The organism is Bacteroidota bacterium (genome assembly GCA_020161395.1).
GTDB lineage: Bacteria > Bacteroidota > Ignavibacteria > Ignavibacteriales > Ignavibacteriaceae > UTCHB3.
Window position 1 is genome coordinate 103,428 of record JAIUOE010000005.1, and the last position, 15,723, is coordinate 119,150.

The window sequence follows — 15,723 nt, forward strand, 5'->3', positions numbered from 1 at the left end:
GAAGCACTTGTCTATTGACAAACATATTTTTTTTTCGTACATTGTGGTATTAATCGAGTTTTTTCCCAATTAATCAAAAATTTCTCTTCGGAGGCTGAAGCATGGACCAGCTATCATCAGGATTGAATCTGCTTTTGTTGATTGTCTTTGGTATTTCCTTCATGGTCATCCTTGGAGTTATCTTATATCAGCAAATTTCCCGGAACAGAGTTGACCATTCAGTTGAGCAGTCGGCTGCCGGTGTTGTAATGGAAGACCCTGATTCGATTGAGAGAAAAATTCTGCTGGATGACAAAATAGAGCCGATCCTCCCAAGGAGTAAGAAGGATGATCACGAAATAAAATTCCGGTGATTCCACTTACAAGTTTATGAGCCCCCGAGAGGGGCTTTGCTTTTTTAAAGAATTTTTCTTTTATTGGGTTTAATTTTTTGGATTATATTATGCGATACTCGCGAGAAATAAAAGCTCTAATCGATGATAAGCGGTTTGCCATTGCCAAAGAAATTCTTACCGCCCTAAAACAACTTCAGGTACCTGACTACAATCTGCTGTCAAGACTCTATCCTATTGACCTTGCGAAGATTGCGATGAAAGATATCGAGATATACCTTGGCCAAAATCTTATCTCCGGAAAGAATGTAAGGGCTCACATTTATGAAGCTCCCACAGATATCTCGGATGCCCGTTCCAAAGTTGAAAACACAGTATCATATCAGTATCTCCACAGCCAGCTCCTGACTGGACAGACTCCTGATATAAAGTATATCGATGAGTTTTACGGGGAATACTCTGGTTTCGCCTTTAAGGTGTTCGAGCAGTTCAGAAAATACCGCATGTTTAGAAAATGCGGCCTCCCTTCTGCTGCACATGTCAACAGAGTAGGTGCCATAGCTTCGATCATAAACATAAATGATCCGGGTTCAAAATTATATTCCGCCATTGCTGTGGGCCATGATCTCATCGAGGATATCCTCTACAAAGCTGTGGACGATTATGGAATTCATTACGGATTTGACAGGTACGAAGAGTTTATTAAAAAGTTCATCCCTTCGGAACTGAGGGAAGGAATTGCGATACTTACCAACCATTACGATTTGATTATAAAATATGTTTCGGAATTTCTCGACGAGAGAGGAATCGGTATAAACAACGGGTCAATTATATTCGCTTTGGAAAATTTGCAGGAGAAAAATCATCCTGTACTTTCAAAGTATGCTGACAGAACACTCGAGGTGCTGAATTCACTCCCCCCCGAGACCAAAAATCTTGAGGAAATAAGGTGGGTATGCTATAAAGACCTCTACCTGAAAGATATTGCACAACTCTCGGTCAGAGCCGACAACTTCCGCTTCTATGAAATAAAATCGTTCGATCTTTCAGATAATGGACACGGAATCGGGTCTCTGAGCATGGATGCCCGCATAAAAAACCTCCTTAAACAGGAGGCATGGGCGAGAGAAGGTTATCTCTTCAAGACACAATGGGAGCCAATAAACCGCCGTATCATGGAACTGAATGAAGACATTCTCGTCTTTGCCGAAGCATTCGTCATCAAAGACCTGCTTGAGTTCCAGTCAATTCAGGATTTCCTGCTTTCTGCTCTCTACAAAATCAGAAGGCTGAAACAGATATTCTACACAGACTAATTTGTTATTAGTTTGTATCCAATTCCGTGAACTGTCAAAATTATCTTCGGGTGATTCGAGTCCACTTCGATTTTTTGTCGTAGTTTCAGAATAAAATTGTCCACAGTTCTCGTTGTGGGGTTTTCTTCGTAACCCCATATGTCGTTAAGAAGATTGTCCCGACTTACTGTGTTGTTTTTGTTCTGCCACAAGTATTTAAGTATCTCATACTCCTTGTGTGACATCTGAACGGGTTTCCCGTCAACAAATGCGGAATAGGTCTTAAAGTTAACATGGAGAAGTCCGATATCGGCTTCATCCTCGGGCTCGGTTTCACCTGTCCCTCTCCTCAATACCGCTTTTATTCGTGCAAGCAGCTCCCTAAGGCTGAAAGGCTTTGTCACATAATCATCGGCTCCAAGTTCGAGACCAAGAACCTTGTCTATCTCCTCCCCTTTCGCTGTAATCAGAATAATCGGGGTTTTTACTCCTTTTGCCCTCGCCTGTTTGCATATTTCAAACCCGGAAACTTTTGGCAACATCACATCCAGCAGAATCAGGCTGTATTTTTCTGTAGTGGCTTTTTCAAGCCCTTCCTCACCATCCGAGGCGAGATCCACTTCATACCCTTCGAACTCGAGATTGTCCCGCAATCCCATACGCATATTAGGTTCGTCTTCAACTATTAATATCTTTATCATTTTCGATGCCATTATTTAATGATTGTTGCAATTTTTGATTGGCTTTTAGAGGAAAAAGAAGACGAAACATGCTTCCTCTCCCATAAGTGCTGAAAAGTTCAATTTTACCTTTATGATCTTCCATAATGTGCTTTACAAGACTCAGCCCGAGACCTGCTCCTTTTGTGTTGTGAACGGGCCCGGTGTTCTCACGGTAAAATTTCTCAAAAATCTTTTTCTGGTGTTTTTCCTTGATTCCGATCCCTTGGTCTCTTACTTCAATAAAAACACCTGATTCTGAATATCCGGTGTGTAATTCAATATTTTTTTTGTCACGGCTGTATTTTGCCGCATTATCGATAAGGTTGATTACAGTTTCGGAAAGTGCTTCATAATCGGCAATTATAACGGGGATATCCTTCCCCTCGAAATAGCTGAATTTGAATCCGTTATGCTCAAGGTGAAACTTGTAGGTCTCGTAAACTTTTGCACATACATCGTTCACATCTACATAATCGAAGTGGTATTTCCTCTTCCCGGCTTCAGTCTGTGAAAAATTCAGTAGCCTGTTTACAATTTTTGAAAGTCTTTGTGCTTCCTGGCTGATGATTTTGTAATATTCCTCCCGCCGGCTGTCACTCCGAACCCTCCCGAGCTCCAGGGTTTCAGAGAACATCGAAATCAAAGCCAAAGGCGTTCGAAGTTCATGAGATACATTTGAGACAAAATCACTTTTAAGCCTGACAAGCTCAAACGCTTTTTTAATGTTTTTAAACACTACCCATACACCGACAATAATGACCAGGTTTAATATGAAAATCAGAGCATAGCTTCTCCACGCCCGCTCATATACCAGCTCATCGATTGTCTTTCCTTTGGGACTGATGCCAATATAATAGCCGGGTAGAAACCAAAGTTCTTTTCTGATGGTGAACTGAGATGCCAGAAGCGAGTCGGGACCGGCAATAATCGAATCCCTGACACCGTTGATGACCGGGATGGTGAAATCGTTACCTGCAACCTGCTGAACCTTGTTTTTAAGAATGTCCCTTACAAAATTTTCAGGTTGAATCAGAATTCCATAGAGCAGATTACTGCCATTCAGGGTATCGGGTACAAAGTAAAGAGAAACCAAGGGTGTATCTAACGGGACATAGAACGGCTCAAGCTTCGAATATCCCTGTTTAAGGAATACCTTCAACCGGTCGAGCTTGGGCCTTCTGAGTTGAATTACGGAATCCACAAGACGATAGAGGGAGTCACTTCTCGAGGGTGGATAAATGTAATTTGAAGTGCCGGAAATGATGCTGATATATTTTACAGGCGGTTTGTCTTTAAGAAAATCGTTGAGTGTTACATTGACCTCATCTGTCCTTCCGGAAGAAAGAGCATTTCGCAATTTAACTGCCCAACTTGTAAGTACATCCTCGGAATACTGGTTTATTGAGAATAGAACAGCTTCAAGCTGACTGTTGTATATCTGGAGTATCTGCTCCTCGTTCTGATTCAATTTTGTGAATTCATACGCCGAGTACATGATAGAAGGGAGCAGTATCGCAACAAACAAAATTATGGCGAACCGGTTTTCGGGTGTTCTCATTTATCTCGGATACTCTGATATTACAAATTTTCTCTTCATACAACCACAAAAATAGAAATAATTGTCCATTGTAAGGAATTCTCTTGGATAATTGGTGCATTATTTTGGTAAAGTGATTTAGCATTAAAAAAATCCGTGAAATAATTCCCCATTTATCTTGGCCTTTTTCCCAAATTTGATTATTTTGTACTTAATATCTTTTGCATTCCCCATCAAAAAGATTGGAAGTTTTCCGATGGCCCAAAATGTTTCCAATACCGACAATTCTATTCCGGCAGACAGCGGGTTGGGAACAGATGAATCCGCATTTCCCTCAAAAAGTAAAGACTCTCGCACTGTGATGCAGACGGGCGACACAATCATTCAAAGTCTTGAATCTTCCGATCTCATATATGTAATGAAGACTGATGCAAATGGAAATTATACATATGTGAACGACTCATTTTGTCAGGCATTCGGACTCATAAGAGAAGAAATTCTGGGTACACCTTCTTTGATGACTTTGATTGAGGAAGACAGAGCAAAATGTATGGAATCAGTTATAAAATGCTGTACCAATCCGGGAGTCCCGTGTAAAGTAACCTTAAGAAAACCATACAAAAACAACAGATTTAATGCCACTGAATGGGAATTCACTGCATTTTCAGATGGAAAAGGTGGCGTTTCTGAAGTGGTGTGTATCGGTTTTTCAGTGTCGGATAAAGTTAAGGCGGAACGGGATACCGCAGTGATACTCGCAAACATCAGTGATGTAATTATCACAATGAACACTTCGGGTATAATCAAATATGTCTCCCCCAGCGTTACAAAACTCTACGGCTACTTCCCCGAAGAATTAACAGGGAGACACTTCAAATATTTCCTCGACAGAAATGAAGTACCTGCCGTTCTGGAGAAACTCGGACAAATACTTTCAACCGGCATAAGTCAGAGCATGGAACACAGAATCAGGGCTAAGAACGGAGAATTTTACTGGACCAACTCGAAAACTTCCCTTAATCCGGAAAACGGCGAATTTATCGTAATTACGAACGATATAACATATCGAATTGAACATGAAAACGAATTGAAGGCTCAAAAAAACGAGTTGCAGGCGATCTACGACTGCTCACCCTCGATGATTTGCACTGTGGATGCCAATAGAAGGGTTCTCACAGGCAACAGGGCTTTCTGCGAAGCAACCGGTTGGCCCGACCAGTCACTTATTCTTTCGGACAAAGCATGTGGGGTTTTCGGTTGCATCAATGCCCTGGATGATCCGAGGGGCTGCGGTTTTGGAAAGAGATGCGGTGAATGCAGTCTGCGACTCGCACTGAAAAGGACGCTTGAGACAGGAGAAGGTTTGAGGGATATTGAACTGCAAACCACTGTATTGCACGGAGGCGAAACCAAATCCGTCTCTCTTCTCGGCTCCACTTCAAGGATTTCCAGAGGAGAAGATTTTGTTGTTCTCCTTTCGCTGATCGATATCAGTGAGTTAAAGGAACTGCAGACGGGACTCATCAAAGCAAAAGAGAGTGCTGAAGCTGCCAATAAACTTAAAGATGCCTTCATCGAAAACCTTTCACATGAAATCAGAACACCTCTTAACGGGATTCTCGGTTTGACCAGCATCGTTCAGGAACTTGTGGAAAATTCGGACGATCAAGACTATGATTTTGTTTTCAAAGGCCTTGAAAAATCAACTAAAAGACTGATTAATACTGTCGATATGATTCTGAACTTCACCAGGCTTCAGCACGGGGATCAGGAAATCAGACCGACACAATTTAAACTGACCAACATCCTGACAAATATCGAAAAGCAGTACAAACCTCTGGCATCTGCAAAAGGTTTGATCCTCAAGCTTAAATCCTCTACCGCCAAAGACACCATTCTTGCTGATGAAAACAGTGTCCTCGCCATCTTCGTGCACTTGCTCGATAATGCTGTAAAATTTACCCAATTCGGGAAGATAAGCATTGAAATATTTGAAAATTCTTCCGATATCTGCGTTAAAATTGAGGATACAGGGGTTGGAATTTCTGAAACCTACCAAAAGCGGCTCTTCGAACCATACTCTCAGCAGGAATCCGGTCTCGACAGAGGTTACGAAGGACTCGGTTTGGGCCTCCCTATTGTAAAAAAACTCGTCGATTTAAACAATGCCACAATTTCAATCAAAAGCAGTGAAGGCATTGGAACCACCGTAATCGTCTCTTTCAAATCAACGAGAGTAACAAAGATTTCGCCCGATTATTGAGGGATTGAAGAATAAAAAAAAGGTTGCCACTTTCGTGACAACCTTTTTCAATTTTTGTTTGAGATCGATTGGCTATTGTAACTGCCATGTGAAGTCGGGGAGTTCATCCTTGTATGACTTCAGGTTGATCTCTCCCTGCCAGTAGAAGTAGGTGTCTTCTCCGGAGGTGGGATCTTTTACATAATCTGTCTCTGCGTAAAGCTTTGTTGTACCCGAACCTACCTGCTGGAATTTGATATACTGACCCGGTTCAACTGATCCCATGAATACATCGTCAACATAGATGTGGATCTTGTAGGTCGAGTAGTTCTCTATCTGGAGTGTGCACTCTTTGGCTCCGGGACCTCTTAAGCTCTTGCCCGATTTCCCTTTTACTGCTGCAGCAAGTTTTGCAAGTTCTGTTGATTTTGCAGCATCGTTACCGAGGGTTTTTGCACCCCATGCATCTGAACATGCTATAAGAGCCTGGTAGTTGTTCTGATTCGTGGCTTTTGTGGTTGCTTCTTCAAGAAGTGCTTTTCCGGTTACGGAAGCTTTCTTTCCTGTGGCTGCTTCTTCCATGAAGAGGATCATGGCTGCTGAAACGAGGGCTTTTACATCGCCGTCTCTTCTGCCGTCACTGATGATCTCTCCAAGTTTCGAGAGAGCACTGTTGGATGAACCGAATTCAGCTTTGAAATCGATCTTGTTTACATTGACAGTCTTGCCTGCTGCGTTGGTTTTGCTTTTTATAACTTCCGGTTTTTTCTGTGAGAAACCTGCAAAGTTGAGCAGAAAAAGTGCTGCCAGTGCGAACGCGAAAAATCTGGTGTTGATTTTCATTGTGATACCTTTGTTGTTGGTGATTGATGATGATTGATTTTTAATAAAAATAAATTCAAAATTATTTCTGTCATTTACACTTCGATTGATATTTCATTGTTCCTGAAGTTTAACTGAAAATTGATGTCGTGTGATTCAGTTAACATCTTAAAAAAATGACGGAACTTTCTGATTTTGACCCTAAAAAAAATAATCAAATTGGAGAGGAACTTAAATTAATCTATTTATTGATTAATTCCAAACTGTTTTTCATAATTAATATAAATTAGAACGCACTTTAAGAGAGTAAAAGGTATTTCAGAACCTTTTTACTCGTCGTAAGTCAGTTCGGAAGCGTAATTTTGGTTATTTCCAAATCCGGGATCTTCCCAGAATGAGGCGACGAGCTTCAGGAGTTTTTTATTTTTTGCTTTTAGCGCCAAGGTTGTAGCCTCCTGCAATACCGAGAGTCCGGTTATAGACGCTTCAACACCCGAGCATTTTTCTTCCATAAAAAGAATAAGTGCGGCACTAAGAAGTGTCTCCACACTTTTGTGTGATCTTCCCGATTCAAGAAGTTGTGCCACCTTTGCGAGTGCATTGTTGCTGCTTGCAAAAGTTGTGGAAAAATCTGTCTTAAATGGTGATTTAATGCCGGTCTGGTTCGGTTTTGATGCAAGAATTTCCTGAGCAAACGATGCCGAGGAGAGTATCAAACCGAACCACAATAAAATGCCAAGCTTTCTCATTGAATTCCTTTATTTTTTTAACATAAAGGTTATACGAATGAAGTGTAAATCAGGTTCCGAAAAGTTTCTTTCGTTCAGTGGTAGAAACAAACCTCCCTTTTTCCCGTATCGTCTCAATGAGCTTCCGGTAGTGAAGTGAAGTCCTTAAAACGGAAACCGAACCAAGAACAATTAGCTGTTCCTGCGCTCTACTGAGTACAACATTCAGTTTTCTGTCAACTTCCACTTCATTTTCCACACTTTTGTTTTTGCCAAAGGAACCAAGTCTTTCGAGCTGGGAAGTGTTGGAGACGGAAGTTGAATAAATTATGATTTTGTTTTCAGACCCCTGAAATCTTTCCACTGTATCCACCGGGAGTCCGGTTATTCCCTTCATTTCGAGTCTTTGGTTTATGGCTGCAATCTGAGCCCTCCAAGGGGTGATGATACCAATGTCCGGGAGTTCGTCTTTCGGAAGTCCCGAAATTTCCCTGATCTTTCCCGCTATCATGCTGACAATCTCAGCCTCGGACTCATTCATTTTACCCGTTTTGGAATATTGGGTCTCAATAAATATCAATCTGTTCCCTGTTAGAATTTTCGAAAGAGCAGAATCGTCAGGGTTTGGATAAATGGAGTCGAGACTTTCTCTCCCGGAGAGTGCACATTGCAGATTCCCGTGATAATAATGGTTTATCAGGTCCATTATTACTTCATGCATCCTGAATTGCTCTTTTAGTGTACCGTATGCATGCGTCCACCCCTTTGCCACAGCAGTGTAAAACATCCTCTCGAAGAGTGAAACTTTCATATCCCGGATACCCGCTCCGTTCAAGTCAGAATCAGTAATCAAGGTGTTTGCATCACCCTGAACCGTAACGGCAGGTAACTGATTTTGATCTCCAATCAGGATAAACCTCTGGAAATTGACGATAATACCGGCAAGTTGTGGCTCCAGCAACTGACTCGCCTCATCCACGATGAGAGTATCGAACTTAAAGAACGAACTCAGATCCTTGCTGTTTCTTACAAATGACGCCACAGTGGAAGTAACAACCCGAATGCCTTTTATGTACTCCTCGAAACTCTCCAGATTGTGCGTTTTCACCATGGTTTTAAGCGAACTTGTATCATCTTCGCTCGCACTGTTGAAAAGATAGTCTATACCTGCCTCTTTCAGTTTCTTGCAGACCTCCTTTATGGCTTTGTTTGTAAAGGCAAGAATTGTCACCGTTTCCTCCCCGTCTCCGGCAAGAATTGCCTTAATCATCGACATTAGTGCCATGGAAGTCTTTCCTGTCCCCGGAGGACCCTGAAGCAGGTAATAGTCTTTCGCTGAGAGAGCTTTTTTTACATTTTCTGCCTGACTTTGCTGCATCCCTGTCTCGTCGATTGATGGCAGGTCCCCCGAGACCGGAGCCCGGAGACCGAGCAACAATTCCTTCTTTCTTGTATCAGCCTCAAGAAAGTTAAACATCATCCTGACCGTGCTGATAATGCCGGAATCTTTGTAATCAGGTTCGATGGCAAAATATTTCCCTGAGTTGAAAACAGTTTTATCGAGCTGCTTGTTAAAAAGCTTAACTGCGACTTTCTCATTGGTCAGTTCAGCAATGGTTCCCTTTAAAATCTGACATTTTAAAGGTTCCAGCTCATATTCATCGTGGGGATAAAGGATAATAAGATCATTTTCCCTGAATTTTGATACTTTTTGAATTGTTCTGTCGAAAACAAACGAGTTCTTTTCCTTGTCATGGTGACTGAACTTTAACCCTCTTATAAGACTGAACTGAAAATCCTCTTTAATTGCCGGTTGTTGTCTCCAAAGAGATGCAAAACTGGAATCGGTCTGCTCATTGTCATTAGAGGAAATTTTACTGTCAAACAGTTCATTAATCATAAATGACACACAGACACGGTAATACTTTTGCTCAAGAGGTGAAGCAGCAGAAAAATTCTTTCGGAATTTTTCGATTTTAGCAGGTGCAAATTTGTTATTAGACGGGGGATCAAAATTCATAAGGCGGGCAAAAAGTCTGTCGTCGTTCTGCCTGAGCATATTCAAAACGAGGAAAATCTCATTTCTGCCCGTGAGATATTCAATCGATTTCTGAGCCATTACGGGGACATTTCTGAAATGGTTGGTATTGGCTTTGGTATAAAAAATGGCACTGTCGCCAAGTCTGTCGAATCCGTATGTTGATTGCATAAGGAGATTATAAGCGGTTACCTGCATCTCCTCACTTTTCCAGACACCCGATGAACTTGCCAAACCCGATTTTAGCTCGATCACATTCTTCCTTTTTGGATCAGTGTTCGAGGATTGAAGAATATCGAGTCGTCCTGTTATTCCAAAAAGTGCCGAATAAAATGTAGGTTCCGTTATAACTGTGTACTCCCCTTCCGCACCCCGCAATTTCGGAAGTTCTGCTTTTATTCGAGGGAGATGAACAGTCATTACCTCTGTTTTAACTTTTGGAAGGTCATCTTTGAAAGTTGTGGCGGAAATCAGATTTTCATTTAGAAACCCGGTGTATGTCTCTTCAAAGTCCACATTGTCGTTGTAAAGATATTCATCAAGAAGATTATTTACGAGATTTCCTTTGAACATCGCCGAATTTGTTTCCTGTGGAAGGAGTTTTTCGATGATGTAAAGTGCAGGGCTCCTCTCTGCAGAATAAAACAGTGTCCCGATATCCTTCGCCTCAAGAAGGAAATCAGGCTCGAGAACTATCATGGTCCTCGTAAAATCGAGAGAGTACTGATCGGGTCTCTCTTTATTTTGAAGTATGTAGAAAAAATTCACCTGACTGTATTCAGGAATGAACTGCCCCCACTCGAACAGGTTTTTGGATGGTTTTGATTTATTATCTACATTTCTTTGATTTTCGTAGATGATTACAGAGAAATCACCCATCTCTTCCGAGAAACAAAACAATAAAATGTAGTTTTTAGCGTCAGGTCCCTGTTTTTTCTTCACTACTTTTTTTATAGTTGCCTGAACAAATTCCACGATCTCTTTGTTTTGCAATCCTTTAAGTCGAAGCAACGGCAGTTTTTCATTCGAGTACAATAACTGGATTGATTCAGGAACGGGAGTATCCAAAAGGGCAGAAAATACGAGTGATACCGCCTTAATTGCGGCTAAGATCTGATCATCGGGACAGTTGTAAGGGTAGTTGTGTGATGCTTTGTTTGCAAGTTTTAAGAATCCAAAAAATTCATCTTCGTGTTTTTTGGCTTCAGGATTTTTGTCGAAAAGGTAGACAGCCATATGACTAAGCTGGGAGATACGGACACCGTGATCCTTTATCAAAGACCTGAGCGTCTCCTCTGAAATTATTCTTAAATTTCTCAGCTTTTCGTCGTTGGTCAATCCACTTGAATGGATTTCCTCAATTCGTTGAAATACAAATTCTCCCGATAGTGCCATATGTTTACCTTCTTTATTAGAGAGGAAGAATCAAAACCTGGTTTTAGAAATCCATTCTTTTTTTGATTCTTCCCAAAACTGTTTCTTATTTTCAGTGGTTGCTATAACTCTTCAATAACATCGAGTCCGGAGGGCATAGGCAGATAGAACATAACTTTTTGTACCGATCCGTCTTTCCTTACCTGTCTGATGATCCTTTTTCGGATTATCACACTGTGCTCAACATGTACATCATCCTCTATAATCGAACCGAAAATGTAACTTGTTCCTTTAATAAGGACATTTTTCCCGAGAATCAGTGGATAGTCATCACTTCCCGTCATATTCACGCTCGATTCAATGACAGAATTTTCACCAATTATAATGCTTCCTTTAATGATATCTCCCCAGGAAATTGATACCCCGTCACCAATCGTAAATGTCTGGTGTGGAAATGTTGACAAATGACAGTTTTCGGCAATTTTTACATTTTTACCGAATACAACATTTCCTTTGATATACACATTCTTTTTGATTTCGACACCATAATTGAGTTTCACACCCTTCCCGATGTGGGCTCCCTTCCCTATCTTGATATCCAGGGGAATTCCCTCTTTGTCGAGATTTATCAGATCTCTTACCACCCCTTCATCTATGAAGAAATCGTCGGGATCCTGAATTTCGATGATGTTTTTAAGTTTGTTGTACACAATTTTTTTATACAACTGCTTCATTTCCTTCAGAACTGATTTGTCGTTAAAGCCCATAACCACATACTCGTTTTTAGGGCTGACAGCATCGACCGAGTAACCGGCTTTGTTGAAAAGGGCAATCAAATCGGTAATGTAGATTTCATTTTGAGCGTTCTGACTCGAGATATTCTCCACCTGCTCAATCAGTTTTTTATGGTCAAAAGCATAGACACCCGAATTGTATTCACGATTTTCAATAAGTTCATGCTTCGAGTAGGCGTATCGTCTTCCGTTGTATTCGGTAACATAGTGAACATGATCGCTAAGAGCGAGAATATCTTTGTGCTCCATAATCTCGATTACTTTATTCTCGTCCTTGCCCGCAGGTTGTCCGTCGATGTCCGTTGACTTCACACGCACTATTCTTCCATACTGATTGGCTTCAATATTTCCCTCATACATGCCTGTCAGTACCATCATATCAGCACCCGAGTCCTTAAATGCCTTTCTAAACATTGAGACTGTGTCATTGTCTATCAACCCCATGTCACCGGGGAAAACATAAACCACACCAGAGAACCTGTTTTTGTCCACTTTTTCCAGTCCGACCTGCACAGCATGACCTGTACCGTTCTGAAATTCCTGATAAGCAAAACTTACCTTGTCTCTTTTACCAAAAACGGCAAGTACATCCAATGCTTTTATCCCAACCACGAGCACAGTATTCATTGACGAAAACTCGTTGTTGCAGGCATTGTACACCCTCTCCACAGTTGGGATACCCCAAATTGTATGAAGCATTTTTGAGGTTTGCGATTTAATTCTTTTCCCATGCCCGGCGGCAAGTATAATTGCCACTTCATTTTGTGAATAATCGAGTTCAGAACTAAATTCTTCAACCCCCTGATAAACTTGTTGTGCGTATGTCAGTTCCATTGTACACTCCGGATTTTTGTTAATTACTTGCTTTCCTCGATCCACTTCTTCCATGTTTCCGGTTCATAACCGACGGTACATTTTTTACCGTTCCTCACAACCGGAGTTTTCAGAAGAAGAGAATCATCCAATAATTTTGTGAATTTATCAAAGACCATATACTGCATGTTCAGCTTTTTATAACGGTCGGAATTTTCATCAAAGACTTCCTCAATATCAAGAACTGCTGTGATGTTTTCCAGTTCTCCTTTTGACAGCCCTTTTTCATTCAAATCTCTAAAATGAAAGGGTACCCGCCTTTCCTTAAAATATCTTTCTGCCTTCTGTGTCTCACGACATTTTTTTGTACCAATTATAATAATGTTCATCGCAAAATTTTAATAAGATTAAAGTGTAAAGTAAAAAATAACTTCTAATACTTCTTGAAACCCTTCCAAATAGCTGCAAGTCTTTCCTTGATGGTTTTTTCGCTGCCGTTTTCTGAAGGAAGATAATACTGCCGCCCTTTCAATTCTTTTGGGAGATACTCCTCCTGTAAAAAATGACCGGGATAGCTGTGTGGATATCGGTAGTTTGCGCCGTAACCGATATTTTTCATGTAACCGGTGGGTGCATTTCGCAGATGAAGTGGAACTGCATGGAGTGGTTCCTTCTCAACATCGGCGAGTGCCTTGTCGATTGCCTGATAAGATGCATTACTTTTAGGAGAAGATGCAAGGTAAGTGGCACATTGAGACAGAATTATCCGTGCCTCGGGCATCCCGATTTTATCAACAGCAGAAAAAGTTGCCTCAGCGAGCAAAAGGGCATTGGGCGAGGCGTTTCCGATATCTTCAGATGCCAGGATTATCATTCTTCTCGCGATAAAAAGAGGGTCTTCACCTCCGGCAAGCATTCTTGCCATCCAGTAAACAGCGGCATCGGGATCACTTCCTCTGATACTTTTTATGAATGCAGAGATGATGTTATAATGTTCTTCACCCGCTTTGTCGTAAATAATGTTCTTTTTCTGGATGACATTCTCAATTTCAGCCTGACCAATCGTTACTTTCGCAGCTTCAGGACTCGACAACACAATCGCTTCAACGATATTCAAAGCAGACCGGGCATCACCTCCTGAAACAAGGTAAAGATAGTCGAATGCAATATCATCAAAATCGACTTTTGCCATCGAGAGTACCGGGTCATTCGTCAAAGCCCCCTTTATTATCCCCGTAATGTCCTGCTCCGCAAGCTCATTCAGTTTGAAAATTCTCATCCTCGATCTTAGAGCCGGGATTACTTCAAAGGAAGGATTTTCGGTAGTGGCGCCAATAAGAGTAATTGTTCCCTGTTCCACAGAACCGAGCAACGCATCCTGCTGCCCTTTGTTGAACCTGTGGATTTCATCGATAAAAAGAATTGTCTTAAATCCTTTTGTTTTCTCTTCGAGAGCCTTGGCAATAATCTCTCTTACTTCCTTGACGCCTGAAGAAACGGCATTAATTTGATGAAATTTAGAACCCGTGGAATGTGCAATAATCTTGGCTATGGTTGTTTTGCCCGTACCGGGTGGACCCCAAAGGAGAAAGGAGGAAATAAACCCCGACTCAATCATATTACGCAGGGGTTTTCCTTTTGCAAGGAGGTGTTCCTGCCCCTTAAAATCGTCAAGTTTGAGAGGTCTGCATCTTTCGGCGAGGGGAACAAAACTTTCATTAAGAGTCATTTTTTCTCAACCTTGATGACTTTTTCATTCTCTTTTTTCATGTTGTGCTTTTCCCTTGCCACCTGCTCAATTTTGGCATCATACTGCTTTTGCAGCGAATCGATTTGATCCCGAAGCCCTTTATTCTGACGGCGAAGAGTGTCAAGCTCCATGCCAAGGTCTTTAATCTGTTGTTTTAATTCACTGTGTCTGAAGAATCCATTGGCATTGAAAATGATATATGTCGCAATCAATCCAACCGTTAGAATTGAAAACCAGAGAAACAGCCGTGGCTTCTTCGTCTCTGTCATCAGAGGGAGATCCTTACAATTTTGTCAACGAGTTCTTCATAACTGATCCCTTTCTCTTTAGCCATCTTTGGGAGGAGACTTGTAGCTGTCATTCCCGGGAGAGAATTGACTTCCAAACAATAAGGTCTGTTTTCCGGAGAAAGGCGGAAATCAACTCGCGCGTATCCTTTACACCCGATTGAATGATAGGCAAGAAGTGTCTGTTCCTGTATAAATGCAGCGAGATCATCGTCAATCGGAGCAGGAACAAGATATTCACTCATTCCCGATGTGTATTTACACTCGTAATCGTAGAGACCATGTTTCGGCCTGATCTCGAGAACAGGAAGTGCGACTCCGTCAAGGACTCCCACGGTGAGCTCCCTTCCGGGGATATACTCTTCTATCAAAACATTTTCCGAATAATCAAAAGCAAATCTGAATGCTTCCTCAAGTTGATCTTCGCTTTCAACCAGTGTCAATCCGAAAGTGGATCCTTCATCGTTTGGTTTGACAATGACGGGAAAACCGAAATCTTTGATCACCCAGTCTTTGTCAATTTTATAATCGAAACTCTCCTTGAAAACATTAAAACCTTTTGGAACTATGACACCACTGTTGTTGAAAATGATTTTTGCCTTCCCCTTGTTCATTGCCAGTGCGCAGGAAAGTACTCCGGGTCCTGTATATTTTAATCCTCTTAACTGAAGCAGTGACTGAATTTGTCCGTCTTCACCCCACCTGCCGTGCAGACCGATAAAAACAAGATCGGCATCATCAAAGACAGGCAGACTGACAGAAGGGATATAATTAAGGAAAGATACCTGCCTGCCATCATCGGGTAAAAAGTACTTTTCGGCTTCACTGTACTGGTTGGTTCCGAGAGCCGGATCAATAACCGTTACTTTATATCCATTTGCGAGGAGAGCCTTGTAGATGCCGGAGGATGAACTTTTAGAGACTTCTCTTTCGGAAGATGCCCCGCCGGCGAGTAAAACCACTTTTGTTTCGTTTTTTGTCTTCATTAA

At 41.5% G+C, this 15,723-nt stretch carries 13 protein-coding genes; 3 read left to right on the top strand and 10 right to left on the bottom strand.

What is annotated here, in order from left to right; genetic code table 11:
- The first annotated feature begins 101 nt into the window (after positions 1-101).
- Complete coding sequence (locus LCH52_09670) at positions 102-353, top strand: hypothetical protein (protein ID MCA0388749.1); 252 nt, start codon at positions 102-104, stop codon at positions 351-353.
- 89 nt (positions 354-442) lie between these two features.
- The gene (locus tag LCH52_09675) at positions 443-1,648 is read left to right on the top strand and encodes a hypothetical protein (GenBank protein ID MCA0388750.1); all 1,206 of its coding nucleotides are present in this window, start codon (positions 443-445) and stop codon (positions 1,646-1,648) included.
- On the opposite strand, the gene LCH52_09680 is transcribed toward LCH52_09675, so the two are convergent.
- Both LCH52_09680 and LCH52_09685 read right to left on the bottom strand, forming a co-directional pair.
- Positions 1,645-2,328: a response regulator transcription factor gene (locus LCH52_09680; GenBank protein ID MCA0388751.1), complete on the bottom strand. Its 684-nt coding sequence runs from the start codon at positions 2,326-2,328 to the stop codon at positions 1,645-1,647. The genes LCH52_09675 and LCH52_09680 overlap by 4 nt on opposite strands.
- Positions 2,306-3,907 carry a HAMP domain-containing histidine kinase gene (locus LCH52_09685; protein ID MCA0388752.1) on the bottom strand — a complete coding sequence of 534 codons (1,602 nt, stop codon included), beginning with the start codon at positions 3,905-3,907 and terminating at the stop codon, positions 2,306-2,308. Before LCH52_09685 ends, LCH52_09680 begins: the two co-directional genes overlap by 23 nt.
- 235 nt (positions 3,908-4,142) lie before the next feature.
- Between LCH52_09685 and LCH52_09690 the strand changes: the two genes are divergently transcribed.
- Positions 4,143-6,149 (top strand): PAS domain S-box protein, encoded by a 2,007-nt coding sequence (locus tag LCH52_09690; protein MCA0388753.1) that lies wholly within the window; start codon positions 4,143-4,145, stop codon positions 6,147-6,149.
- A gap of 72 nt (positions 6,150-6,221) precedes the next feature.
- Here the strand turns inward: LCH52_09690 and LCH52_09695 are convergent, their stop codons facing one another.
- The 8 genes from LCH52_09695 to LCH52_09730 all read right to left on the bottom strand — a co-directional run bounded on the left by LCH52_09695 (position 6,222) and on the right by LCH52_09730 (position 15,720).
- Positions 6,222-6,971 carry a hypothetical protein gene (locus tag LCH52_09695; GenBank protein MCA0388754.1) on the bottom strand — a complete coding sequence of 250 codons (750 nt, stop codon included), beginning with the start codon at positions 6,969-6,971 and terminating at the stop codon, positions 6,222-6,224.
- Between the two features lie 308 nt (positions 6,972-7,279).
- Positions 7,280-7,699, bottom strand: coding sequence for a hypothetical protein (locus LCH52_09700; protein ID MCA0388755.1), 420 nt, complete (start codon positions 7,697-7,699; stop codon positions 7,280-7,282).
- A 49-nt stretch (positions 7,700-7,748) separates the two neighbouring features.
- Entirely contained in the window at positions 7,749-11,111 is a 3,363-nt protein-coding gene (locus LCH52_09705) for a DNA2/NAM7 family helicase (GenBank protein ID MCA0388756.1), read from the bottom strand.
- A 101-nt stretch (positions 11,112-11,212) separates the two neighbouring features.
- Positions 11,213-12,718: an NTP transferase domain-containing protein gene (locus LCH52_09710; protein MCA0388757.1), complete on the bottom strand. Its 1,506-nt coding sequence runs from the start codon at positions 12,716-12,718 to the stop codon at positions 11,213-11,215.
- Positions 12,719-12,741: 23 nt separating this feature from the next.
- Positions 12,742-13,086 (bottom strand): ArsC family transcriptional regulator, encoded by a 345-nt coding sequence (locus tag LCH52_09715; GenBank protein MCA0388758.1) that lies wholly within the window; start codon positions 13,084-13,086, stop codon positions 12,742-12,744.
- Between the two features lie 44 nt (positions 13,087-13,130).
- Positions 13,131-14,426 carry a replication-associated recombination protein A gene (locus tag LCH52_09720; protein ID MCA0388759.1) on the bottom strand — a complete coding sequence of 432 codons (1,296 nt, stop codon included), beginning with the start codon at positions 14,424-14,426 and terminating at the stop codon, positions 13,131-13,133.
- Positions 14,423-14,716 carry a septum formation initiator family protein gene (locus LCH52_09725; GenBank protein MCA0388760.1) on the bottom strand — a complete coding sequence of 98 codons (294 nt, stop codon included), beginning with the start codon at positions 14,714-14,716 and terminating at the stop codon, positions 14,423-14,425. Before LCH52_09725 ends, LCH52_09720 begins: the two co-directional genes overlap by 4 nt.
- Entirely contained in the window at positions 14,716-15,720 is a 1,005-nt protein-coding gene (locus LCH52_09730) for a D-alanine--D-alanine ligase (protein ID MCA0388761.1), read from the bottom strand. Before LCH52_09730 ends, LCH52_09725 begins: the two co-directional genes overlap by 1 nt.
- Positions 15,721-15,723 lie beyond the last annotated feature (3 nt).